The sequence below is a fragment of the [Acidovorax] ebreus TPSY genome (assembly GCF_000022305.1).
Lineage (GTDB): Bacteria > Pseudomonadota > Gammaproteobacteria > Burkholderiales > Burkholderiaceae_C > Diaphorobacter > Diaphorobacter nitroreducens.
Genome location: NC_011992.1, coordinates 849,019 through 870,617, shown reverse-complemented (window position 1 = coordinate 870,617; position 21,599 = coordinate 849,019). Strand labels below are relative to the sequence as shown.

Here is a 21,599-nt window from a genome sequence, read left to right as displayed (position 1 = left end):
AACGTGGTTTCCGCAGGGCCATAGCCACCACAGATGTTATGCGGGCTACCCTCAGCCTTTGGGGCACTGGAAACGCAATCCCCCGGCCCTTTAGGGACAGCCGCAGATGCCGGAACCACGCACACAAAGAAGGAAAAGACGATCAAGCGGAGAAGATGAGCCACGCCGCCCCCAAGATCGCGATGATGACGTACAGGCCCATGAAACCTCCCCTTGACGAAGCACCCAACGTGGACGCTTTGGCAAAGGCCCCTGCCGGCCGGTCAGGGGCGCGCCGATCAAACGATCAGCGAATGGCCGAGCGCACCCAGTTGTAGACACGCAGCGAAACACGCACGATCAAGCTGGCGTTGCCGATCAGCGCAATGGTGGCTGTAGACGCCAGGATGTACGCGACCACCTCAGTCACATCAGGTTGCGCCTGAGCGGTCTGCGCAAACACGGGGGATGTAACGACCAGGGCCGCAGCTGCGCCGGCGTGGGTTTTGCTGGACTTCACGAAGTTCAGACCGGCCTGCTTGGCTTTAAGGAAAAGAGACATGGGTTACTCGCTTTCAGAGGTTGAGTGCCATCGGGAATAAATGAACTGCGCGACCATGCGAAACACATAGGCCGCAGCCCACACCGCCGTGATGGCTCCGGCGATCGCTGCGCCCTCCTCAATGGAGAGCGTGAAAGGGGGGATGCGGATTTCGTGGACAACCGTGACCACGCATTCCGCCGCGCACTGGATGACCTGAGGGTCAGCCATGGCCGTGAGTGCTGCTGTCGAGGTCAGCGCCCGCAGAGCGTGCACCGACCTCGACAGGGCGCGCAGCGCGCGCGCGGGCCGCGCCTATACGCGCTTCGCGCTCTTCCCAAGCCGTGAGCCTGGCTGCCAATACATTTGCGCAAGCCGTGAACGCACTCCACAGCACGCCCCCAGCCAAGCCGCCAACAATGGCGAGGATGAGCATCTGTTGCGCGGTCATTCGACGGCGTCCAGGGTCAAGTCCACCGGGGTGACCATGGTCACTTCGCCCGTTTCCTTGTCGGTGCTGCGAAACGGCTTGCGCGTGTAGCCGCCGAGCTGGGCCTGCACGGTGATTTCGTCGCCAGCCTGGCCCAGGCGCTGGCGGCTACGCACTTCAACGGTCTGGGGACGGCTGTACGGATCGGGCGCAGGCGTGACGATGCGCGTGTACGTGGTCTTGTCGTGGCGGCGCGCGGCGTCGATGCGGCCCTTGATCACCACTTGCATGGGAGCAGGTGCGCGGGTTCCCTGGGATGGGGATGCGGTGGCGGGTGCGTTCATGGTTCAACTTTCAAGCGGCAAGCCGCAACAGGTCCCGGCTGACGTGGTACTCAGGCCGATTCCGCGCCGGGAGGTGGCAGAAGCGGCGATCCGCGCGCAACGGCGCGAAATCGTGGATAGGACAGTCGTTGGCGACGATGAAAACGTCCGAGCCGCGCCAGCTCACGCCGGACTCTTCCAGCAGCTTGCGGTTGCGGTAGAAAGTGGGCTTGGTGTAGCGCTCGCGGGCCTTGTCATCGCCACGTGTGGCCATGACCTGCCAGAAGGCGTGCAGAACGTGAGCGAGCTTGGCTGGATGGCATTCCTGCAGGCGCTGCCATACAGCCTCTTCGGTGCGGACGGTTTCCATGCCTTGCTTCCCTTCTCGGAGTACTCGCTCGATTTCGCTGTCGTGAATGCGCTGCAGGTAGTCGTCGCGGACTTCGGACACCAGGGGGCACCTGCCAAAGTCGTACTGCAGCTTGTCTGCGTGGATTTCCACTTCAACGCGCAGGCGCTTGTCCGCCAGGCGTTGAAGGGCCTGCACTTTCCGTTCGGCTCGCTCATGGTTCTTGCCGTCGTCGTCGCCGTGCAGGTGGCTGAAAAGGATGCGGAAAAAGCGCTTCAAGCGTCCCGCGTCGTGGAGCCTGAACTCCGGCCCCTTGTGATAGAACTTGACCGTGGTTGTCTTGCCGGGGAAGTACAGCGACTGGGCAGTCTTCATGGCCTTCTTGCCGCGCCTGGGGAAGCTCAGCAACTGCATGGACTCGAAGAAGCGCTTCACCTGGGCTTGTGGCAGGTCGAAGACGTTCGCCACGTCCACGCGGTGGACGGTCCACCAGTCCGCTCCTGGCAAGTCGGTGTCCAAAAGCTTTTCGACGAGGGCGATCAGATCGCAGCACGCTTGCCGGAAGTCGCTGGGGCCTCCGTACACGTTGTGGCCCAACATGACCTTGTGCACGCTGGCCTCGACCAGTAGGTACGGCTCGCAAGGGTGCATCGCCACGCGGCCGTTCTTGTCCGCGACATGCTCTTCGTGCATCGGCTTGATCGCAATGCGGCTGTCCCATGAGCCCAGCAGTTCGCCCGCGTGGAGCTCGTACAGCACTTCGCCGGTCCCCAGGTGCAGGCCCGAACGCAGGATGCATTGCTGCTCGATGCGGGCCATCAGCGAGGCGTCCATGAACGGAGAACGGAGCTTGACGGTGTCGTAGGCCATCAGCGCCGCCCCGTGGATGCGTTTGTCTCGCACATGAGACTGTCAGGCGGTGCTACCACGCCCGCCTGACAAAAACCGCCCCGTGGCAGAGCGCGCGAAAAACGCCGTCCTGCAGCCGCTTCGCGACTCAGGAAGGCGTGAAAGTCCAGGTCCGTCGTGGCCTGGGTGATGTAGTCCGTGGCATAGCCGCGAAGCAGCGTGTCCACCTCAAAAACATGGTGGTCGAACCATGCGGAGCGCTCGGGGCTCTGCAGGCACATGCGCAGGTGCGATGCCACGCGAACGATGCGCAAAGCGTCGGCGCTCATGCGCGGCTCTTGGACCGCGTAGCCCATGTGGATCAAGGCCGACTGGCCGCCGTTGATGGGCTTCATGCGCGACGCTCCCTAGCTTGGGGAACAACGCGACCGCGGGAGATCGCGTGCGTACGACCGTCGAAGCCCGCCAGGGACTGGCGAGCTCGCTGGGTCTGTTCCTTCATTGCCTGCACTACATCGCGCAGATCTGCGGCCTGGTGCTCCAGCAGATTGCGCTGGCGGGCCAAGAATGCGAGCTCGGCCTCGCCGGCCTTGCGCTGGAGCTTGTGGCTGTTGCAGATGCCGCCGCTGGTGACTTCGAGGTCGTGCAGCGTGCAGGCCGTGCGCGGGGCGATGACCGGGCTGTCATGGCGCGTGACTTCAAAGTGCGCGCAGTTGCGGCAGCCGGGGCGCTCGCCGGGGGTCTGGTAGCCGACCTGGGCGTGTTTGGAGACGAGCCTCATACGTTGCCCCAAGGGTCCAGCAACAGGGCAAAGGAGGCACCGATCAACACCTCAGATCGAGAGCCGCAGTGCCGCTCCCAACGCGGCAGAGGATCAGGTCCATCGACACATTCCCATGCGAGGAACGCAGAAGGGGTGCCCGCCCCCTGCCCGGCGACTGGAGCCGGCAAGCTGGCCGCCGTTTGGGTGGCAGGGGGTGGGCAAACGAGGACGCTGGAGGCGTGCACCAGGCGGAAGAAATCGCCCGTGTGGTAAGCCAGCTCGAGAACGTTGCCGTCTACGGCGCGGACCGTGTAGACGCCTTCCTGGTAGACGACTTTGGTTCCTGCGGTGATGGGGGAATGGGGCATTGCCGGCTCCTAGATGCGTTACACAAGTCGCGTAACGAACGGAGCCTATCGTTATTCACAAGGAATAACAAGAGCCTAGTATGATTTATTCAACTCGTGTAACTTTTATACAACACGAGTAAAGGAGTGAAGATGCACAGCACTATGAATTTGCTAGCAGATGCAGAGCAAGTTAAAGACCTCAGCGCCTGGGCTGAATCGCTTGGACTCACAAAGCGCGCCCTGTACACAGCGAAGTACAGAGGAAGCCTCAGCCCCGCCATTGCCGGAGCCCTCGCGGAAGAGCTTGGCAAGGACCCCAAGGACTGGATCGTCGTGGCCGCGCTGGAATCGGAGCGTGACAGCGCGTGCAAAGAACGCATGCTCAAGCGCGTCCGCAAAATGACATCACTTTAATGATGTAATTTCTGCATGAAGCCCATCTTCCGCCGCGTTGCAGTCATAGGCAAATACCCGGGGCCTGGCGCCGTTTCAGCGTCCGACAGCGCACGGCAGATCATCGAGAGCATTGCCCAGTTCGTCACCCAGCAGGACTGCGAGTTGACGCTGGAGGCCGAAACCGCCGCCCACACGGGCCTCACGCAATACCACACGCTGGATGTGGAGGGGATCGGCCGGCAATGCGACCTGTGCCTGGTCGTAGGCGGCGACGGCACCATGCTGGGCGTGGGCCGGCGGCTGGCCGGCTACGGCACGCCGCTGGTGGGCATCAACCAGGGGCGGCTGGGCTTCATTACCGACATTCCGCTGGAGGGCTACCAGGACGCGCTCACGCCCATCCTGCACGGAGACTACGAAGAAGACGTGCGCCCGTTGATGCAGGCCTGCGTGATGCGCGGTGGCGAGTGCGTGTTCGAGGCGCTGGCCCTCAACGACGTGGTGGTCAACCGCGGCTCCACCTCCGGCATGGTGGAGCTGCGCGTGGAGGTAGACGGCGTATTCGTTTCCAACCAGCGCGCCGACGGCCTGATCGTCGCGTCGCCCACCGGCTCCACGGCGTATGCCCTGTCTGCAGGCGGCCCGATGCTGCACCCATCGATCCCCGGCTGGGTGCTAGTGCCGATCGCGCCGCACACCCTGTCCAACCGGCCGATCGTGCTTTCCGACGCGACTGAAGTGGCCATTGAGGTGGCCGGCGGGCGCGACATCAGCGCCAACTTCGACATGCAGTCGCTCGCATCGCTGCAACATGGCGACCGCATACTGGTGCGCCGTTCCGCGCACCGGGTGTGCTTTCTGCACCCGCGCGGCTGGAGTTACTTTGCCACCCTGCGCAAGAAGCTGGGCTGGTACGAGGGAGGTTCTTGACCATGGCCCTGAGGCGGATCGCCCTGAGCGATTTCGTGATCGTGCGATCGCTCGAACTGGACCTGCATGCCGGCTTCACCGTGCTCACCGGTGAAACCGGAGCCGGCAAGTCCATCCTGATCGACGCGTTGCAACTGGTGCTGGGCGCGCGTGCCGACTCCGGTGTGATCCGCGAAGGCGCGCAGCGCACCGACGTCTGCGCCGAATTCGACGGTGGCACCATCGCGCTGGCAGCCTGGCTGGACGAGGCGGGCTTTCCGCGCGACGACACGCTGCTGCTGCGCCGCACCGTCGATGTGCAAGGCAAGAGCCGCGCCTGGATCAACGGCATCCCCGCCACGGCAGCGCAGATGCGTGCCGTGGGCGAGCATCTGCTGGACATTCATGGGCAGCACGCCTGGCAGAGCCTGACGCGGCCCGACGCCGTGCGCGGCCTGCTGGACGCCTATGCCGGCGTGCAGGTGCAACCCTTGGCCGCGCTGTGGACGAGTTGGCGCGACGCGCAGCAGGCGCTGACCCACGCCCGCGCTGCTCAGGACACGCTGCAACAGGAACGCGAGCGCCTGCAGTGGCAGATCGGCGAAGTGGACAAGCTGGCGCCGCGCGATGGCGAATGGGAGGAACTCAATGTCGAGCATGCGCGACTGTCCAACGCCCAGTCGCTGCTGGACAACGCCCAGGCCGCCCTGAGTGTGCTGGAGGACGAAGACGCGGGCGGCGCGCTGCGGGCCCTGGCGCAGGCACAGCACCTGCTGCAGGACTACGAGCATGTGGACGCGTCGTTTCGCACCATGAATGAGGTGCTGACCTCCTGCATCGCCCAGGCGGGCGATGTGGCGCACTCTCTGCAAAGCTACCTGCGCCACGCCGAGCCCGACCCGGATCGGCTGCAGCAGCTGGACGCCCGCGTATCGCAGTGGATGCAGCTAGCGCGCCGCTACAAGCGCACCCCACCCGAACTACCCGCGCTGCTGCAAGACTGGAAGGACACGCTGCACCGTTTGGACAACGCCACTGACCTGGCCGCATTGCAGGCCGCCGAGCAAACCCATGGCGCCGCTTACCAGAAGGCCGCACGCGCCCTGTCGCAAAAGCGCGCCAAGGCTGCGCCGCAACTGGCGCAGGCCATCACCCGCGCCATGCAGGGCCTGGGCATGGCGGGCGGGCGCTTCGAGGTGCAACTGGACAAGGCCGAGCCTGGGCCGCACGGCATCGACCAGGTGGCTTTCCTGGTCAGCAGCCACCCGGGCATGACGCCGCGGCCCATCGGCAAGGTGGCATCGGGGGGCGAGCTGTCGCGCATGGCGCTGGCGATCTCGGTCACCACCAGCGAGCTGGGCGAGGCGCCCACGCTGATCTTTGACGAGGTGGACTCGGGCGTGGGCGGCGCCGTGGCGGAGACCGTCGGCCGTCTGATGCAGCAGCTCGGGACGGCCCGGCAGGTACTGGCCGTCACCCACCTGCCCCAGGTGGCCGCGTGCGCGGACCATCACCTTGTGGTGGCCAAACACAAGCACGCCGAGGGCACCACCAGCAGCGTGGCCGCCGCCAACGAGGAGGCGCGTGTGGCCGAGATTGCGCGCATGCTGGGCGGCGAGCGTCTGTCCCCTACCACCCTGGCGCATGCACGCGAGATGCTGCAGGGCGCCGCCAAACCCACACCCTGAGCCATGGATCTGGAAGTCGTCGTCATCACCGGTATGTCCGGCTCGGGCAAGTCCGTCGCGCTGCATGCACTCGAAGACGCGGGCTACTACTGCGTGGACAACCTGCCGCCGGAACTTTTGACCTCCTTCGTGGAGCTGGAGCACGCGCACCACGGCCACCGCGTTGCCGTGGCCATGGACGTGCGCAGCGCCACCGCCCTGCCCCTGGTGCCGCAGCAGTTGGCCGGCCTGCGCGAGCAGGGCGTGCAGGTGCGCCAACTGTTCCTGGACGCCACCAACGACGTGCTGGTGCGGCGTTTTTCAGAAACCCGGCGCCGCCACCCTCTGTCCCAGGCCGAGATGCGCGAAGGTCCGCGCCCGCTTTTGCACACCATGCGGTTGGAGCGCGAGCTACTGGCCCCGCTGCGCGAGCAGGCACACGTCATCGACACCAGCACCCTGCGGTCCTCGCAATTGCTGAGCTATGTGAAGGACCTGCTGTCGGTGCCGCCGAGTCGGCTGACCCTGGTGTTCCAGTCGTTTGCGTTCAAGCGCGGCATCTCCATGGACGCCGACTATGTGTTCGACGTGCGCATGCTGCCCAATCCCCACTACGAGCCGCTCTTGCGCGCCCTCACGGGCAAGGACGCGCCGGTCATCGACTACCTGCGTCAGCAGCCCGAAGTAGCGCTGATGCTGGCGCACATTGGCGACTTCCTGGACCACTGGCTGGACGCGCTGGCCCACAACCACCGCAGCTACGTGACCGTGGCCATCGGTTGCACGGGAGGACAGCACCGCTCCGTCTACCTGGTGGAGCAGCTGGCGGCGCGCTTCGAGGGCCGCTGGAATACGCTGCGCCGCCACCGCGAGCTCGACGGCATCTAGCATGCACCGCTAGGTGACAGCTATTGTTTTAGTAGCTGCTAGCGCTTGCTATTGAACGATTTGCAATAGTTTTCTACCGGAAGTCGCCTATCTACGGGCGCTACCAGCTCTCATTTTTGACAGTCGTCCCCAAGGGAGGCGAGCAGCTTGCGCACGGGCGCGGGCAGCCCCAGCGCCGGCCATTGCACCGGAGCGAACCACCCCGACTGCTGCTCAGCGCAATGCGCATCCGGCTGCGGCGTTGCATCGCGCGCCAGCACCGGATGCAGGTGCAGGTCGCGGTGCGTCAGCACGTGGGTGAAGGCCGGCAGATCCCGCGCATCGCAGCTGGCGTGCAGCTGCAGCGCCTCGTCCAGCGCCGCGCGGCTGTCATAGACCGGCGGACAGTACAGCCCCGCCCAGATGCCGGTGGGCGGACGCCGCTCCAGCCACAGCCGGCCAGCACCATCCTGGCGCAGCAGCAGCCACCAGGCCTGCGCGCTGCGCTTGAGCTTGCGCGTGCGCACCGGGTAGTCCTGCGGGTTGCCGTCGCGGCGCGCCACGCAGGCCTCTTGCAAGGGGCACAGCAGGCAATTGGGGTTGCGGGGCAGGCAGATGCCGGCGCCCAGGTCCATCAGGCCCTGCGTGTAGCGCGGCATGGCATGGGACAGGTCCTGCCGTGGCAGCAGCGCCTCGGCCTGCTGCCATAGCGCGCGCTCGTTCTTCGCCTCGGCCAGGTCGGCGCCGAACCCCAGCACCCGCGTGAGCACGCGCCGCACGTTGGCATCCAGGATCGGCGCCCGTACGCCGAAGCAGAAAGCGGCTATCGCCCCTGCCGTGGAGCGGCCGATGCCCGGCAAGGCCGCCAGCTCATCCACCGTGCGGGGGAATTCCCCCCCGTGCTGGTGCACGACGATCTGCGCGCAGCGGTGCAGGTTGCGCGCGCGGCTGTAGTAACCCAGGCCGCTCCACAGCGCCAGTACCTCGTCTTGCGGCGCAGCAGCCAGTTGGCGCACGTCGGGAAAGCGCGCCAGAAAGCGCGTGTAGTACTCCAGCACCGTGGCCACCTGGGTCTGCTGCAGCATGATCTCCGACAGCCACACGCGGTATGCATCGCGCGTGTTCTGCCAAGGCAGGTGGTTGCGCCCATGCGCTGCCTGCCAGCGCACCACCTGGGTCGCCAGCTCTGCGGACGGACCGCTCATGACGCCGCGAGCGGCTGGGGTTCGGTAAGGGGTATGTCGATGTCCACGCCCTCAGGCGCTTGCGGCTGCCGCACGAGGTCGGAGGTCAGCTCGGTCAGCCGCTGCTCCAGTTCGGCGAGGTGCTGCTCGGCCTCTTCGATCTCGGCGATGCGGTCCACCAGCCCGTTGGCGGCCTGCTGGATGCGGTTCACCGCCTCGATGCGCCGCGAGAAGCTGCGCTTGCGCTCACGCAGTTGCGCGTCCAACTGCGCCGTGGCCGTCTTGCTCCACAGCTCCAGCTCGTTGGCCGCGGACTCGAACACGGTGCGCAGGCGCAGGCCCATGGCCCGCAACAGGCGCTGCGCGAACTCCGGCTGCGCCAGGCGCAGCGTGTTGCCCATGCCCACGTATTGCAGGTGCCGCTGCTCGATTGCCACGATCTCCTGCACATAGTTACCCAATTGGGGCGCCGCAGGTACTTGCAACGAGAAGCCGAACTCCGTGTTGAGCTGGCGGAAGGTGCCGCCCAGCATGGCCTGGATCTCGATGCCCGTGGACTGCGCGGCCTCCATGATGGTGCGCACCTTGGCGAAGGTGTCGCCATATACCTTGCGCACGCCCAGCTTGAGCCCTTTGGGCTGCAGCGCCTCGGTGAGCTCCACCAGTTGCGCCTTGAGCGAACGCGGCCCAAGCTGGTGGAACACCTCGCGCAGCATCTTCAGGTGCACTGCCCGCACGGCCTGAATCTTGGCCGTGCTGGCTTCAAACTCCTGCTGCTCCTGCTCGATGCGCCCGCGCATGGCGTCGATCACCGAGGCATTCTTGCCGCGCAGGCTGCGCAACTCCAGCATCTGATCATCCAGATCGCGCCGGCGGATGTTGATCACCCGCCGCGTCTCGGACTGCAGGCTTGCCACGCCGCTGGCCACCGTGGCCCGCAGGATGGCCTGGCGCCGGCCCATGATGCCCTCGGCCAGCGCTTCCTCCAGCAGCGGCAGCCCACTGGACTCCAGCAGGATGTCATCACAGTTGATCTTGGCCACCAGGCCCTTCTGGGCCGACACGGGCACGACATGGCTGAGCGGCACGCCCAGCAATTCGGCCGATGTCTGGCGCTGGCGCTCCAGCTGTGCTTGCACTTGCGACGGGGAACTGAGCGTGTCCCACAGCGTGTCGATCTTGTTGAGTACCACCAGCCGCGCATCGGTCGCGTCTTCAGCCGTGCCCAGGTGGTCGCGCCAGATGGTCAGGTCCGAGCGCGTCACGCCCGTGTCCGCGCCCAGGATGAACACCACGGCGTGGGCCTGCGGGATGAGGTTGATGGTGAGCTCGGGCTCCGCGCCCACTGCGTTCAGGCCCGGCGTATCCAGAATCACGAGCCCCTGCTTGAGCAGCGGATGCGGAATGTTGATGACCGCGTGCCGCCACATTGGCACCTCGACCATGCCGGCAGCGTCCAGCACGGGGTTCTCGTCGGCGGCCTCATCGCTCCAGAAACCCAGCGCACGCGCCTCGTCCACGGACACGCGGCGCACTTCCGATACTTTTTCAAGCGCCTGGGCGAGTTGGGCCGGGTCGTCCATGTCCAGCGGCACCTTCACCCAGCGGTCTGCCTTCAGGCGCCACTCGGCCAGCCCCAGGGACTGCATGCGCGTGTCGATAGGCAGCAGGCGCAGGCTGGGGGCGGTGCCGTTTTCATAGCCCAGCTCGGTCGGACACATGGTGGTGCGCCCCGCACTGGCCGGCATGATGCGCCGGCCATAGCCGGCGAAGAAGATCGCATTGATGAGCTCGGACTTGCCGCGCGAAAACTCCGCCACAAAAGCCACGGTCACCTTGTCGCTGCGCACCTGCTCTTCCAGCCGCTGCAGACGCTCCTCCACAGCCGCGTCCATGAGGTCGTGCGAACCCATCCATTGCCCCAGGCGCTTGAGCTGCTGGGCGAAAGCACGCCTCCATGCGCCGTGCTGGTCAAACTGTTCGTTGAATGAAGGTCCCACTTTGCTCCCGGATATCAATGCAAGCGCCCGCGTGGGCGGGAGATGGCGCAATATAGCATCGCCATTGCGCCGGTCCGCCGCCAGGCAGCCCGGTCAGGCGCGCTGGCAGTGCGGACAGAAATAGGTGCTGCGCTGCCCCTGGCGCGACAGACGCACGGGCGTACCGCACTGGCGACACTGCAGGCCCGCGCGGCCATAGACATTGGCCTCCAATTGGAAATGCCCGGCGCTGCCGTCGGCGCTAGAGAAATCACGCAGCGTGCTGCCGCCCCGCTCCACCGCGCGCGCCAGCACCTCGCGGATTGCGCCGTGCAGGCGCCGGGCACGCTGGGGTCCGATCGCGCAAGCGCGGGTGGTTGGCCGGATGCCCGCGAGGAACAGCACCTCGCAGGCATAGATATTGCCCACACCCACGACCACCGTGCCAGCGAGCAGCAGTTGCTTGATGGGCGTGCGTTTGGCGCGCAGCCCCGCGTGGAAGGCCTCGAAGGCGAAGTCCTCGCCCAGCGGCTCCAATCCCCACCCATCGAGCAGCTTGCGCGCACGGGGATCGGACTCACCCGCCGCCCAGACCACGGCGCCGAAGCGCCGCGGGTCGTGCAGCCGCAGCGTGCCGTGGTCCGTTATCAGTTCGAAATGATCGTGGGCGCCGCGCGCGGGCAGATCGCGTGCAAAGCGCAAGCTGCCCGACATGCCCAGGTGAATGAGCAGCAGCCCTTCATCCAGATCCAGCAACAGGTATTTGCCGCGCCGGCGCACACCGCACACCCGCCGCCCGACCAATACTGCGGGCTCCGTGCCCAGCGGCCAGCGCAAGGGCTTGCCCACCGTAATGCCGCGGACAGTTGCGCCCTCGATCGCGCCAGCGAAGCTGCGCCGCGTGACTTCCACCTCCGGCAGCTCAGGCATCGCAATACTCGTCAAGAAGTTCAAGAGCCATGGATTATTATGGGCCGATGGTGCAATCTCTTCGTTTCAGGGCCGTCGCACTGGCATGTTGGGCTGCGGCGAGCATGCTGCCGGCCATGGCCCAGACGCCTGCCCAGTCCACCGTCCCCGCCCCCCCAGCCGAGCTGGAAGATACCGATGCGGCTGCCAGCGACGATGCAGCCGCCTTGAATGCCGAGCTGTTCTACGAATTGCTGCTGGGCGAGATGACCACCAGCCGGGGCGACCCCGGCACCGGTTATGCCCTGATGCTGGACGCTGCACGTCGCAGCGGCGACCCACAGTTGTACCGCCGCGCCACCGAGATCGCCCTGCAGTCGCGCTCGGGCGAATACGCCTTGATGGCCGCGCGTGCGTGGAAGGAGGCCCTGCCGCAGTCGCGCGATGCCAATCGCTACATGTTGCGCATCCTGGTCGCCCTCAATCGCATCGGCGATAGCGCCGAACCCTTGAAGCAGGAACTGAGCACCGCGCCGACGCGCGACAAGATATCCACCATCCGCGCGCTGCCTCAGCTCTATGGCCGTGCCAGCGACAAGGCACTGGCCGCGCAGGTGGTGCGCCAGGCCCTGCAGGCAGAACTGAACCACCCGGCCATCGGCCCCATTGCCTGGACCACCGTGGGGCGCATGGACCTGGCAGCCAGCGACAAGGCGGGCGCCCTGGAGGCGGCGAGCCAGGCCCATGCACAAGACCCTGCCGACGATGGCGCCGCCATGCTGGCGCTCGAGCTGCTCGCAGAGGGCGTCACGCAGGCGGAGCCGCTGCTCGCGGGTTACCTGGCCGGCAAGCCCCTACCCGAAGTCCGCATGGCCTACGCACGCCTGCTGCTGGAGTCTCAGCGCCTGGCCGACGCACAGTTCCAACTGGATGCAGTCAATCGCGAACAGGCCGACATGCCCGAAGCCTGGTTGTTGCAGGCGTCGCTACACCTGCAAGGCGGACGGCTGGAGCAGGCGGAGGAAGCACTGCGGCGTTTTACTGGCTTGCTCGAAGACCTGCCCGCCACGCCCCAACGCAAGCGCGCGCTCACCCAGGCATATCTGATGCACGCGCAAGTAGCGGAGAAGCGTGGCGACTACGCCGGGGCCGAAGGTTGGCTTTCGCGCATTGAAGATGCCGCCGAACTGCTCACGGCTCAAAGCCGCCGCGCTGCACTGCTCGTACGCCAGGGCAAATTGGAAGAGGCGCGCGCACTGATCCGCGCCGTGCCCGCAAGCACCCCGGATCAGGAACGCCTCAAGTTGCAGGCCGAAGCCCAGTTGCTGCGCGAAGCAAAACAATATGCACAGGCCTACACGGTCCTCGGCAAGGCCGTAGCGCTGGCGCCCGCGGACAACGACCTCGCCTACGACCAAGCCATGCTGGCGGAAAAGGCGGGCCGCCTCGACGACATGGAACGCCTCTTGCGCGCCATCATCGCCCGCCAACCCGACTACCACCACGCACTCAATGCCCTGGGTTTTTCCCTCGCAGAGCGGGGCGTACGGCTGGAGGAAGCTAAGGCGCTCATCGTCAAAGCGCTTGAGTTTGCACCGAACGATCCGTTCATCACCGACAGTCTGGGCTGGGTGGAATTCCGCCTGGGCAACCGCCAGGAAGCGCTGACCATCCTGAAACGCGCCTACGAAACACAACCGGACGCAGAGATAGCGGCCCACATCGGCGAAGTTCTGTGGTCTCTGGGAGAACATGACCGCGCGCGTGACATCTGGCGCGAGGGCCTGCGTATCAACAAAGACAACGACACACTCAAGGGCACGCTCGACCGGCTGGGAGTGCGTCTGTGAGCCAGCCGCAACTGGCGGCTGACCACCGCCCTCTGCGCGGCCGGCTGGTGCTCGGGATCGTTGCAGCGGCAACCCTGGTCGCCTGCGCGCAGCCGCCACGCCCTGCGGATGCCAGCCCGGACCACTGGTCGGGCCGGCTGGCCGTTCAGGTGGAAGACGATGCAGGCCAATCCTTCAGTGCCGGTTTTGAATTGAAGGGCCACCCCTCTGCGGGAGAGCTCACTCTGATCAACCCGCTGGGCAACATCATCGCGCGTGTGGAATGGACTCCGCATCGCGCCGTGCTGGTCCAGGGGCAGGAACGCAGGGAGGCTGCCTCGCTGCAGACCCTGGTACATGACCTGACCGGCAGCGACCTACCCATTTACGCGCTTTTCAGCTGGCTGAAGGGCGAATCCCTCCAGGTCGCCGGCTGGCGCACCAACCTCGATGCCCTGCAGCAGGGGCGCTTGTCGGCCACGCGCGAGCAGCCGCTGCCTCGCACTACGCTGCGCATTGTCTTGAGCCTCTGACCGCTTTCCATGCAAGCCCTGTACGACGTGCCGGCGCCGGCCAAACTGAACCTGTTTCTGCATGTCACGGGTCGCAGGCCCGATGGCTATCACCTGCTCCAGTCGGTCTTCATGTTGATCGATTGGTGCGATGTTCTGCATTTCGAGGTGCGCGGCAATGGGACCGTCACACGTGAAGACCTTACCAGCGCCCTGCCTGCGGACGATCTGGTCGTGCGCGCCGCACGTGCGCTGCAAAAGGCCACCGGTTGCCCGCAAGGGGTACATATCGGCGTCTCTAAACACATACCCGCACAAGCCGGCTTGGGTGGCGGATCTTCGGACGCGGCCAGCACGTTGCTGGCGCTCAACCGCTTGTGGAAGTTGAAACTGTCTCGGCAGCAGTTGCACTCGATCGCCCTGACGCTGGGCGCCGATGTTCCGTTTTTTTTGTGCGGCGCAAGCGCCTGGGTCGAGGGAATTGGTGACATAATTCGCCGTCTTGAGTTGGAGCACCAACTTCCGCCTGCGGCTTTCGCGGTGGTCAAGCCCGAAGCGGGGCTGGATACGAGAATGATTTTTTCGCATCCCTCTCTTAAACGTGATTCGAGTTGTGCTACAATCTCAGGCTTTGCTGCAACACACTACCAATTTGGAAGTAATGACCTGCAGCCAGTCGCACAGGCCTTGTGCCCCGAGATTACGCAAGCCATCAATTGGCTTGAATCAAAAGGGTTGCAAGGACGCATGACAGGCTCTGGAAGTGCGGTGTTTGCACAAATCACACACGCTGTCGATCTGCACGATGCACCCGCTGCATGGCATGTCAAAGTGTGTGAAAATCTAAAGTCTCATCCGCTAGCGGATTGGGTTTTTGGATGAAAAGATACTGGGTGAGCTGACGCAAGACAGCTGACCTGCGTAGGGGAGTCGCCAAGTTGGTTAAGGCACCGGATTTTGATTCCGGCATGCGAGGGTTCGAGTCCTTCCTCCCCTGCCAAAGATTATTTCCCACACGGGATTTAAATTCAGACGGCTGAGTCGCTCATGCAAACCAACCCCCCCGACTTCGTGGTTTTCACGGGCAATGCCAACCCTGGATTGGCTGCCGAGATCGCTCAAAATCTTGGCACCACTCTCGGCGCCATTGATGTGGGCCGGTTCTCCGACGGCGAAGTCACCGTCGAAATCAAGCAAAACGTCCGCGCCCGCGATGTATTCGTGGTGCAGTCGACCTGCGCGCCGACGAACGAGAACCTGATGGAACTGCTGATCATGGTCGACGCGCTCAAGCGCGCCTCGGCCGAACGCATCAGCGCCGTGATTCCCTACTTTGGTTACGCTCGCCAGGACCGCCGTCCGCGTTCCACACGCGTTCCGATCTCCGCCAAGGTGGTGGCTAACATGCTGCAGGCAGTAGGCGTCGCCCGCGTGCTGACCATGGACCTGCATGCCGATCAGATCCAAGGTTTCTTCGACATTCCGGTGGACAACATCTACGCGTCGCCGGTGCTGCTGGGTGACCTGAACCAGAAGAAGTACGAGAACCTGATCGTGGTGAGCCCGGACGTGGGCGGCGTGGTGCGTGCACGCGCCCTGGCCAAGCAGCTCGGCACCGATCTGGCCATCATCGACAAGCGCCGCCCCAAGGCGAACGTGTCGGAAGTCATGCACGTGATCGGCGACATCGAAGGCCGCAACTGCGTGATCATGGACGACATGATCGACACCGCCGGCACGCTGGTGAAGGCCGCCGAAGTGCTCAAGGAACGCGGCGCCAAGAACGTTTACGCCTATTGCACGCATCCCATTTTCTCGGGCCCGGCCATTGAGCGCATCGCGCAAGGCACGGCCCTCGATGAAGTGGTGGTGACCAACACGATCCCCCTGAGCGATGCCGCCAAGGGGTGTTCCAAGATTCGCCAGCTCTCCGTGGCGCCGCTGATCGCCGAAACGATCCAGCGCATTGCCAAGGGTGAGTCGGTGATGAGCCTGTTCTCCGACCAGGCTTGATGATCGCTCCGCCGCTGGCGGAGGTGTCACAGCCCCAAGCCTCCTTCGGGAGGCTTGCTTGTTCGGAGACAGCACGGGCCCATGCCATGGTGGCGTGCGGTCTTTATCAACAGGGCCAGGCTGGTCGCGGCCGGCCCCTTCAGGAGTTCAAACATGCAATTCGTCGCTTTTGAGCGCGCCAAGCAAGGTACGGGTGCGAGCCGCCGTCTGCGCATTTCGGGCAAGGCCCCCGGCATCGTCTATGGCGGCTCCGCCGAGCCCCAGCTGATCGAGATCGATCACAACGCCCTGTGGCACGCCCTCAAGAAGGAAGCGTTCCACTCCAGCATCCTGGACATGGAGCTGAACGGCCAAGTCACCAAGGTGCTGCTGCGTGACGTGCAGTACCACCCCTTCAAGCAGCAAGTGCTGCACGTGGACTTCCAACGCGTGGACGAGAAGACCCGCGTGCACCTGAAGGTGCCGCTGCACTTCGAAGGCGTCGAAGGCTCGCAGGCCGTAAAGGTGGAAGGTTGCACGGTGACCCCGCTGATCCATGAACTGGACGTGATGTGCATGCCCGCGCAACTGCCCGAGTTCATCAAGGTGGACCTGAGCGGCCTGACCTCCAAGTCCACCATGGGCCTGCAGTCCGTGAAGCTGCCCCACGGCGTGAAGGCCGTGGTGCGTGGTTCCAACAAGAACCCCGCCCTGGTGTCGATCAAGCTGCCCGAAGTGGTGGCCGACGCGACCGCAGCCGCAGCACCCGCAGCCGCACCCGCCAAGAAGGGCAAGAAGTAAGCACTTCTGCCGGGCCGTGCCCCCCACGGGGCGGCCTCTTGCGTCTCAACGGCCCACCTCGCGTGGGCCGTTGGCGTTTTGTGGCCCCCTGCAAGCGCACGTCGCGCCGCTTCAGGCGCGCCGGATAATCGCAACATGATCAAACTGTTTGTGGGCCTGGGCAACCCCGGCCCGGAGTACGAGGCCACACGCCACAACGCGGGTTTCTGGTGGATCGACGCGCTGGCGCGCGAACTCAAGGTCACCCTGGTCCCCGAGCGCAGCTACCACGGCCTGGTCGCGCGCGCCAGCGTTGCCGGCCACAGCGTCTGGCTGCTGCAGCCGCAGACCTTCATGAACCTCTCAGGCAAGTCGGTGGCGGCCCTTGCGCGCTTCTTCAAGATCCCGCCGGAGGAAATCCTCGTCGCACACGACGAATTGGACATTCCGCCCGGACAGGCCAAGCTCAAGCGCGGCGGCAGCCACGCAGGCCACAACGGGCTGCGTGACATCCACGCGCAACTGGGCACCAGCGACTACTGGCGGCTGCGCATCGGCATCGGCCACCCCGGCGTGAAGGCGGAGGTGGTGAACTGGGTGCTGAAGAAGCCCGCGCCCGACCAGCGCACGCTGATCGAGGACAGCATTCTTCATTCGCTCAAGGCCTACCCCGCCCTGCTGGCCGGTGACATGGACAAGGCCACGCTCCTCGTGCACACCACCAAGCCGCCCCGCCCCAAGGCCACACGCCCCGCCCAGGCGCAGGCCGCACCACAAGCGGGCGCAGATTAACTATTGTTTTGATAGCTGGTAGCGCTTACCAGATAAGCGCTAGCGGCCCAAAAACCTCTACATTCAAGCCACTTTCGGTGGCTTCAGGCGCTGGAACTTCTGCCACAGCGTCTCGCGGCTTTCCTGGTGGGCCGGGTTGACCGGAATGCAGGCCACAGGACAGATGGCCACGCACTGGGGCTCATCGAAATGGCCCACGCATTCGGTGCACTTGGAGGGCTCGATCTCGTAATGCTCCTGGCCCAGGAAGATGGCCTCGTTGGGGCATTCGGGCTCGCACACGTCGCAGTTGATGCACTCGTCCGTGATCATCAACGCCATGGCGCAACTCCCTTGCGGCACATGGCGCAATGCGGTGACAGGCGGGCGGTGAACAGCATCCTGCAATTATCCGCCCACCCCTGTGCCCCCGTGGGGATGGCCGCCATGCGCCCGCGGTTTTTGTCCTATGCTCGGCCCACCACCGCCCCGGCCGCGCGCCGCGGCCTTCACTCCCATGGCCCTGTTCTTCCTCCAACGCCTCGCCACTTTGATCGCCACGCTGCTGGGCGCGTCGGCCGTGGTGTTCGTGGTGCTGGAGGTTCTGCCGGGCAACGCGGCCGAAGTGCTGCTGGGGCCTGACGCCGCACCCGAGGCCGTGGCCGAGCTCGCCGCCCGGCTGGGCCTGGACCAACCCGCGCTCGTGCGTTATGGGCAGTGGCTGGGTGGACTGCTCACGGGCCAGTTGGGGGACAGCCATGCCTACAGCGCGCCCGTGGCCGACCTGATCGGCGAGCGCTTGGCGCTGACCATTCCGCTGGCCCTGCTGGCCATGCTGCTGACCACCGCGCTGGCGCTGGCCGCTGGCGTGTATGCGGCATCGCGCCACAACCGCCTGGGCGACTGGGGAGTGATGGGGCTGGCGCAACTGGGCATTGCCATTCCCAACTTCTGGTTTGCCATCCTGCTGATCCTGCTGTTTTCGGTGCAGCTGCAATGGTTCTCGGCCGGGGGCTTTCCCGGCTGGAGCGCCGAAGCCGGCGGCGGCGTGCTGCCCGCGCTGCAGGCCCTGCTGCTGCCCGCGGTGGCGCTGGCCGTGGTGCAGGCCGCCATCCTGGCGCGCATCACGCGCTCCGCCGTGCTGGACGTGCTGCGCGAGGACTTCGTGCGCACGGCGCGCGCCAAGGGGCTCTCGCAACGCGCGGCGCTGTGGGGCCATGTGCTGCGCAACGCCATGATCCCCGTGGTGACGGTGATGGGCCTGCAGTTCGCCAACCTGCTGGCCGGCACCATCGTGGTGGAGAACGTGTTCTACCTGCCCGGGCTGGGCCGGCTGATCTTCCAGTCCATCGCCAACCGCGACCTGGTGGTGGTGCGCAACTGCGTGATGCTGCTGGCGGCCATGGTGGTGGTGGTGAACTTCGTGGTGGACCTGCTGTACGCGGCCATCGACCCGCGCGTAAAGGCCCGCGGTCTATGAGCGCGCTGCCGACCTTCCCCGCGCCCAGCCCCCACACGCCGGCGTTCTGGCGCCGTGCGCTGCGCCACCCCAGCTGCGCGATCGGTGCCGTGCTCACGCTGGCGCTGGTGCTCTCCGCCCTGCTCTCCTTCGTCTGGACGCCATGGCCGCCTTATGAGATGGCGATGGATGCCGCCCTGCAGCCCCCCGGCGCGCAGCACTGGCTGGGCACCGACGCCTACGGGCGCGACGTGGCCTCGCAACTGCTCGTGGGCGCGCGCGCGTCCATCGCGGTGGGCGTGATCGCCGTGGGCATCGGCCTGGCGCTGGGCGCCGCGCTGGGGCTGCTGGCAGCGGCGCGCGGCGGCTGGGTGGAGGAAGCCGTCATGCGCCTGGCGGACTTCACCTTCGCGTTCCCCGCGCTGCTGCTGGCCATCATGCTCACGGCCGTGTTCGGCCCCGGCATGGTGAACGCCATCATCGCCATCGGCATCTTCTACATACCGACCTTTGCCCGCGTCACGCGCGCATCGGCCAAGGCGGTGTGGGCGCGTGAATACATCCTGGCAGCGCGCGCCTGCGGCAAGGGCCCATGGCGCATCACCTTCGAGCATGTGCTGCCCAACATCGCTTCCGTGCTCATCGTGCAGGCCACGATCCAGTTCGCGCTGGCGATCCTCGCCGAGGCCGCGCTTTCGTACCTGGGCCTGGGCACGCAGCCCCCGCAACCGTCGTGGGGACGCATGCTGGCCGAGGCCCAGACCCTCATGTTCCAGGCGCCGCTGCTGGCCGTGTGGCCGGGCGTGGCGATTGCGCTGGCGGTGCTGGGCCTGAACCTGCTGGGCGACGGGCTGCGCGATCTGCTGGACCCCCGACTGTCCCGCCAGCGATGACACCAGCGCATGCACCTCCCTCCCCTGCGCCATTGCTGGACGTACAGCAACTGGCCATCACGCTGCGCACGCCGCGCGGCCCGGTGCGCGCCGTGCATGACGTGGACTTCGCCCTGCAGCCCGGCGCAACGCTGGGGCTGATCGGCGAATCGGGCTGCGGCAAGTCCCTTACCGCGCTCGCGCTCATGGGCCTGCTGCCTGAAGGCGCGCGCGTGCAGGGCAGCATCCGCCTGGACGGGCAGGAACTGCTGCCGATGACCGAGCCCCAGTGGTGCCGGCTGCGCGGCGACCGCATCGGCATGGTGTTCCAGGAACCCATGACCGCGCTCAACCCCGTGCACACCATCGGGCGGCAGGTGGCCGAGCCGCTGCGCCTGCACCGCGGCCTGTCCGCCCGGCAGGCGCGCGCCGAGGCCGTTGCGTTGCTGGAACGTGTGGGCATCGCGCAGGCCGCGCAGCGGCTGGACGCCTACCCGCACCATTTCTCGGGCGGGCAGCGCCAGCGCATCACCATCGCCATGGCGCTGGCCTGCGGGCCGCAGCTCCTGATTGCCGACGAGCCCACCACGGCGCTGGACGTGACGCTGCAACGCCAGATCCTGGAGTTGATCCAGGGTCTGGTGGCCGAGCGCGGCATGGCGCTGATCCTCATCTCGCACGACCTGGGCGTGATCGCGCAGAACGTGCAGCGCACGCTGGTGATGTATGGCGGCACGGTGGTCGAGGCCGGCCCCACGCGCGAAGTCTTCCGCACGCAGGCCCATCCCTACACCCGCGGCCTGTTCGCCGCACGCCCGCAGTGGGGCTCCGCACGCGTGCCCGGTGCACGCCTGCCCACGATCGCTGGCACCGTGCCCGACCTGGCCGATCTGCCGCCGGGTTGCCCCTTCGCCGGACGCTGCCCGCTCACCGTGCCCGACTGCCACGCCGCCTTGCCGCCCGCCACGGCGCTGGGCACCGGCCACATGGCGCGCTGCATACAGCTGGGGGAGAGCGCGTGAACACTATCAATTCAATAGCTGCCAGCGCTTTCCCTACAAGCGCTACAGGCCATTTCGACCCGAATGCACCCCTTTTGCGCGTACGCGGCCTGCAGCGGGACTATCCGCTGCCCCGCACACGGCCGTGGGGGCCTCGCGCACAGGTGCAGGCGCTGCGGGGTGTGGACCTGGACATCACCACCGGCCGCAGCCTGGGCGTGGTGGGTGAATCGGGCTCGGGCAAGTCCACGCTGGCGCGCCTGGTGATGGCGCTGGACACGCCCAGCGCCGGCAGCGTGCACCTGCTGGGGCGCGACCTGCACCGGTTGCCCGCGCACGCGCTGCGCGCCGCACGGCGCGACTTCCAGATGGTGTTCCAGGACCCCTACGGCTCGCTGGACCCGCGCCAGACGGTGGAGCGCATCGTCACCGAGCCGCTGCAGGCCCTGGGAAGCGCCACACGCGCCGAACTGCGCGAGCAGGCAGCCGCCGTGCTGCAGCAGGTGGGCCTGCGGGCGGGCGATGCGCACAAGTACCCGCACGAATTCTCGGGCGGCCAGCGCCAGCGCATCGCCATCGCGCGCGCGCTCATCACGCGGCCGCGCCTCATCGTGGCCGACGAGCCCGTGAGCGCGCTGGACGTGTCCGTGCAGGCCCAGGTGCTGAACCTGCTGCAGGACCTGCAGGAGCGCCTGGGCGTCACCTACCTGCTCATCAGCCACGACCTGGCCGTGGTGCAGCACCTGTGCGACGAGGTGCTGGTGCTGCACGAGGGGCGCGTGGTGGAGCGCGGCGCGCCGCACACGCTGTTCAGCACGCCGCAACACCCCTACACGCAGGCGCTGGTGGCCGCGGTACCGCGCATCGCGCTCTAGCCGCACGGCGCCC

General features: G+C 66.2%; 25 protein-coding genes and 1 tRNA gene. 15 read left to right on the top strand and 11 right to left on the bottom strand.

Going from position 1 to position 21,599, the window contains the following annotated elements; genetic code table 11:
* Positions 1-286 precede the first annotated feature (286 nt).
* The 7 genes from DTPSY_RS04170 to DTPSY_RS18350 all read right to left on the bottom strand — a co-directional run bounded on the left by DTPSY_RS04170 (position 287) and on the right by DTPSY_RS18350 (position 3,602).
* A complete protein-coding gene (locus DTPSY_RS04170) occupies positions 287-541 on the bottom strand; it encodes a major capsid protein (protein ID WP_012655811.1) in 255 nt (84 codons plus the stop codon).
* 3 nt (positions 542-544) lie between these two features.
* On the bottom strand, positions 545-751 hold the full coding sequence (locus DTPSY_RS04165; protein WP_012655810.1) for a hypothetical protein: 207 nt from the start codon (positions 749-751) through the stop codon (positions 545-547).
* A 216-nt stretch (positions 752-967) separates the two neighbouring features.
* Positions 968-1,294: a hypothetical protein gene (locus DTPSY_RS04155; RefSeq protein ID WP_012655809.1), complete on the bottom strand. Its 327-nt coding sequence runs from the start codon at positions 1,292-1,294 to the stop codon at positions 968-970.
* Between the two features lie 10 nt (positions 1,295-1,304).
* A complete protein-coding gene (locus tag DTPSY_RS04150) occupies positions 1,305-2,492 on the bottom strand; it encodes a phage/plasmid replication protein, II/X family (protein ID WP_012655808.1) in 1,188 nt (395 codons plus the stop codon).
* Entirely contained in the window at positions 2,492-2,866 is a 375-nt protein-coding gene (locus tag DTPSY_RS04145; RefSeq protein ID WP_012655807.1) for a hypothetical protein, read from the bottom strand. Before DTPSY_RS04145 ends, DTPSY_RS04150 begins: the two co-directional genes overlap by 1 nt.
* The gene (locus DTPSY_RS04140) at positions 2,863-3,252 is read right to left on the bottom strand and encodes a hypothetical protein (RefSeq protein WP_012655806.1); all 390 of its coding nucleotides are present in this window, start codon (positions 3,250-3,252) and stop codon (positions 2,863-2,865) included. The genes DTPSY_RS04145 and DTPSY_RS04140 overlap by 4 nt, the downstream gene beginning before the upstream one ends.
* On the bottom strand, positions 3,249-3,602 hold the full coding sequence (locus DTPSY_RS18350) for a hypothetical protein (RefSeq protein ID WP_012655805.1): 354 nt from the start codon (positions 3,600-3,602) through the stop codon (positions 3,249-3,251). Before DTPSY_RS18350 ends, DTPSY_RS04140 begins: the two co-directional genes overlap by 4 nt.
* Before the next feature lie 132 nt (positions 3,603-3,734).
* Here DTPSY_RS18350 and DTPSY_RS04135 point away from each other — a divergent pair, with 132 nt between their 5' ends.
* The 4 genes from DTPSY_RS04135 to rapZ are packed head-to-tail and all read left to right on the top strand — an operon-like array spanning position 3,735 to position 7,444.
* Positions 3,735-3,998, top strand: coding sequence for a hypothetical protein (locus DTPSY_RS04135; protein WP_012655804.1), 264 nt, complete (start codon positions 3,735-3,737; stop codon positions 3,996-3,998).
* Positions 3,999-4,013: 15 nt separating this feature from the next.
* Positions 4,014-4,910 (top strand): NAD kinase, encoded by an 897-nt coding sequence (locus tag DTPSY_RS04130; protein WP_012655803.1) that lies wholly within the window; start codon positions 4,014-4,016, stop codon positions 4,908-4,910.
* Positions 4,911-4,912: 2 nt separating this feature from the next.
* Entirely contained in the window at positions 4,913-6,577 is a 1,665-nt protein-coding gene (recN, locus tag DTPSY_RS04125; RefSeq protein WP_012655802.1) for a DNA repair protein RecN, read from the top strand.
* Between the two features lie 3 nt (positions 6,578-6,580).
* Positions 6,581-7,444: an RNase adapter RapZ gene (rapZ, locus tag DTPSY_RS04120; protein WP_012655801.1), complete on the top strand. Its 864-nt coding sequence runs from the start codon at positions 6,581-6,583 to the stop codon at positions 7,442-7,444.
* A gap of 110 nt (positions 7,445-7,554) precedes the next feature.
* Here the strand turns inward: rapZ and mutY are convergent, their stop codons facing one another.
* The 3 genes from mutY to mutM form a co-directional block, all read right to left on the bottom strand.
* Positions 7,555-8,628 carry an A/G-specific adenine glycosylase gene (gene mutY, locus DTPSY_RS04115; protein WP_012655800.1) on the bottom strand — a complete coding sequence of 358 codons (1,074 nt, stop codon included), beginning with the start codon at positions 8,626-8,628 and terminating at the stop codon, positions 7,555-7,557.
* The gene (locus tag DTPSY_RS04110; RefSeq protein ID WP_012655799.1) at positions 8,625-10,607 is read right to left on the bottom strand and encodes a dynamin family protein; all 1,983 of its coding nucleotides are present in this window, start codon (positions 10,605-10,607) and stop codon (positions 8,625-8,627) included. The genes mutY and DTPSY_RS04110 overlap by 4 nt, the downstream gene beginning before the upstream one ends.
* Before the next feature lie 93 nt (positions 10,608-10,700).
* On the bottom strand, positions 10,701-11,516 hold the full coding sequence (gene mutM / locus DTPSY_RS04105; RefSeq protein WP_012655798.1) for a bifunctional DNA-formamidopyrimidine glycosylase/DNA-(apurinic or apyrimidinic site) lyase: 816 nt from the start codon (positions 11,514-11,516) through the stop codon (positions 10,701-10,703).
* A 29-nt stretch (positions 11,517-11,545) separates the two neighbouring features.
* On the opposite strand from mutM, the gene DTPSY_RS04100 reads away from it, so the two are divergent.
* The 7 genes from DTPSY_RS04100 (at position 11,546) to pth (ending at position 17,400) form a co-directional block, all read left to right on the top strand.
* Positions 11,546-13,345 (top strand): tetratricopeptide repeat protein, encoded by a 1,800-nt coding sequence (locus tag DTPSY_RS04100; protein WP_041838791.1) that lies wholly within the window; start codon positions 11,546-11,548, stop codon positions 13,343-13,345.
* A complete protein-coding gene (locus DTPSY_RS04095; protein WP_012655796.1) occupies positions 13,342-13,857 on the top strand; it encodes a lipoprotein insertase outer membrane protein LolB in 516 nt (171 codons plus the stop codon). Before DTPSY_RS04100 ends, DTPSY_RS04095 begins: the two co-directional genes overlap by 4 nt.
* A 9-nt stretch (positions 13,858-13,866) precedes the next feature.
* Positions 13,867-14,718, top strand: coding sequence for a 4-(cytidine 5'-diphospho)-2-C-methyl-D-erythritol kinase (ispE, locus tag DTPSY_RS17860; RefSeq protein WP_012655795.1), 852 nt, complete (start codon positions 13,867-13,869; stop codon positions 14,716-14,718).
* A 41-nt stretch (positions 14,719-14,759) separates the two neighbouring features.
* Positions 14,760-14,836 (top strand) — tRNA-Gln (locus DTPSY_RS04090).
* A 47-nt stretch (positions 14,837-14,883) separates the two neighbouring features.
* Positions 14,884-15,849: a ribose-phosphate pyrophosphokinase gene (locus DTPSY_RS04085; RefSeq protein ID WP_011804339.1), complete on the top strand. Its 966-nt coding sequence runs from the start codon at positions 14,884-14,886 to the stop codon at positions 15,847-15,849.
* Positions 15,850-16,002: 153 nt separating this feature from the next.
* Complete coding sequence (locus tag DTPSY_RS04080; protein WP_011804338.1) at positions 16,003-16,629, top strand: 50S ribosomal protein L25/general stress protein Ctc; 627 nt, start codon at positions 16,003-16,005, stop codon at positions 16,627-16,629.
* A gap of 135 nt (positions 16,630-16,764) precedes the next feature.
* Complete coding sequence (pth, locus tag DTPSY_RS04075) at positions 16,765-17,400, top strand: aminoacyl-tRNA hydrolase (RefSeq protein WP_012655794.1); 636 nt, start codon at positions 16,765-16,767, stop codon at positions 17,398-17,400.
* 63 nt (positions 17,401-17,463) lie between these two features.
* Here pth and DTPSY_RS04070 read toward each other — a convergent pair whose 3' ends face one another.
* Positions 17,464-17,721, bottom strand: a complete 258-nt coding sequence (locus DTPSY_RS04070; RefSeq protein ID WP_012655793.1) for a YfhL family 4Fe-4S dicluster ferredoxin — start codon at positions 17,719-17,721, stop codon at positions 17,464-17,466.
* Positions 17,722-17,896: 175 nt separating this feature from the next.
* Here DTPSY_RS04070 and DTPSY_RS04065 point away from each other — a divergent pair, with 175 nt between their 5' ends.
* From DTPSY_RS04065 to DTPSY_RS04050, 4 genes are read left to right on the top strand one after another with little or no spacing between them, the layout of a single operon-like run.
* The gene (locus DTPSY_RS04065) at positions 17,897-18,859 is read left to right on the top strand and encodes an ABC transporter permease (RefSeq protein WP_012655792.1); all 963 of its coding nucleotides are present in this window, start codon (positions 17,897-17,899) and stop codon (positions 18,857-18,859) included.
* Positions 18,856-19,731: an ABC transporter permease gene (locus DTPSY_RS04060; RefSeq protein WP_011804334.1), complete on the top strand. Its 876-nt coding sequence runs from the start codon at positions 18,856-18,858 to the stop codon at positions 19,729-19,731. The genes DTPSY_RS04065 and DTPSY_RS04060 overlap by 4 nt, the downstream gene beginning before the upstream one ends.
* Positions 19,728-20,732, top strand: a complete 1,005-nt coding sequence (locus DTPSY_RS04055; protein WP_012655791.1) for an ABC transporter ATP-binding protein — start codon at positions 19,728-19,730, stop codon at positions 20,730-20,732. The genes DTPSY_RS04060 and DTPSY_RS04055 overlap by 4 nt, the downstream gene beginning before the upstream one ends.
* Complete coding sequence (locus DTPSY_RS04050; protein ID WP_012655790.1) at positions 20,729-21,586, top strand: ATP-binding cassette domain-containing protein; 858 nt, start codon at positions 20,729-20,731, stop codon at positions 21,584-21,586. The genes DTPSY_RS04055 and DTPSY_RS04050 overlap by 4 nt, the downstream gene beginning before the upstream one ends.
* The last annotated feature ends 13 nt before the right edge of the window (positions 21,587-21,599 follow it).

Bases quoted from the DNA above. Each gene is read 5' to 3' on its own strand.
- mutM (WP_012655798.1), bottom strand. From the start codon at position 11,516: ATGCCTGAGCTGCCGGAGGTGGAAGTCACGCGGCGCAGCTTCGCTGGC.
- DTPSY_RS04155 (WP_012655809.1), bottom strand. From the start codon at position 1,294: ATGAACGCACCCGCCACCGCATCCCCATCCCAGGGAACCCGCGCACCT.
- DTPSY_RS04145 (WP_012655807.1), bottom strand. From the start codon at position 2,866: ATGAAGCCCATCAACGGCGGCCAGTCGGCCTTGATCCACATGGGCTAC.
- DTPSY_RS04070 (WP_012655793.1), bottom strand. From the start codon at position 17,721: ATGGCGTTGATGATCACGGACGAGTGCATCAACTGCGACGTGTGCGAG.
- DTPSY_RS04060 (WP_011804334.1), top strand. From the start codon at position 18,856: ATGAGCGCGCTGCCGACCTTCCCCGCGCCCAGCCCCCACACGCCGGCG.
- rapZ (WP_012655801.1), top strand. From the start codon at position 6,581: ATGGATCTGGAAGTCGTCGTCATCACCGGTATGTCCGGCTCGGGCAAG.
- DTPSY_RS04065 (WP_012655792.1), top strand. From the start codon at position 17,897: ATGGCCCTGTTCTTCCTCCAACGCCTCGCCACTTTGATCGCCACGCTG.
- DTPSY_RS04135 (WP_012655804.1), top strand. From the start codon at position 3,735: ATGCACAGCACTATGAATTTGCTAGCAGATGCAGAGCAAGTTAAAGAC.
- DTPSY_RS04080 (WP_011804338.1), top strand. From the start codon at position 16,003: ATGCAATTCGTCGCTTTTGAGCGCGCCAAGCAAGGTACGGGTGCGAGC.
- ispE (WP_012655795.1), top strand. From the start codon at position 13,867: ATGCAAGCCCTGTACGACGTGCCGGCGCCGGCCAAACTGAACCTGTTT.
- DTPSY_RS04130 (WP_012655803.1), top strand. From the start codon at position 4,014: ATGAAGCCCATCTTCCGCCGCGTTGCAGTCATAGGCAAATACCCGGGG.
- pth (WP_012655794.1), top strand. From the start codon at position 16,765: ATGATCAAACTGTTTGTGGGCCTGGGCAACCCCGGCCCGGAGTACGAG.
- DTPSY_RS04055 (WP_012655791.1), top strand. From the start codon at position 19,728: ATGACACCAGCGCATGCACCTCCCTCCCCTGCGCCATTGCTGGACGTA.
- DTPSY_RS04100 (WP_041838791.1), top strand. From the start codon at position 11,546: ATGGATTATTATGGGCCGATGGTGCAATCTCTTCGTTTCAGGGCCGTC.
- DTPSY_RS04085 (WP_011804339.1), top strand. From the start codon at position 14,884: ATGCAAACCAACCCCCCCGACTTCGTGGTTTTCACGGGCAATGCCAAC.
- DTPSY_RS18350 (WP_012655805.1), bottom strand. From the start codon at position 3,602: ATGCCCCATTCCCCCATCACCGCAGGAACCAAAGTCGTCTACCAGGAA.
- DTPSY_RS04165 (WP_012655810.1), bottom strand. From the start codon at position 751: ATGGCTGACCCTCAGGTCATCCAGTGCGCGGCGGAATGCGTGGTCACG.
- DTPSY_RS04140 (WP_012655806.1), bottom strand. From the start codon at position 3,252: ATGAGGCTCGTCTCCAAACACGCCCAGGTCGGCTACCAGACCCCCGGC.
- mutY (WP_012655800.1), bottom strand. From the start codon at position 8,628: ATGAGCGGTCCGTCCGCAGAGCTGGCGACCCAGGTGGTGCGCTGGCAG.
- recN (WP_012655802.1), top strand. From the start codon at position 4,913: ATGGCCCTGAGGCGGATCGCCCTGAGCGATTTCGTGATCGTGCGATCG.
- DTPSY_RS04150 (WP_012655808.1), bottom strand. From the start codon at position 2,492: ATGGCCTACGACACCGTCAAGCTCCGTTCTCCGTTCATGGACGCCTCG.
- DTPSY_RS04170 (WP_012655811.1), bottom strand. From the start codon at position 541: ATGTCTCTTTTCCTTAAAGCCAAGCAGGCCGGTCTGAACTTCGTGAAG.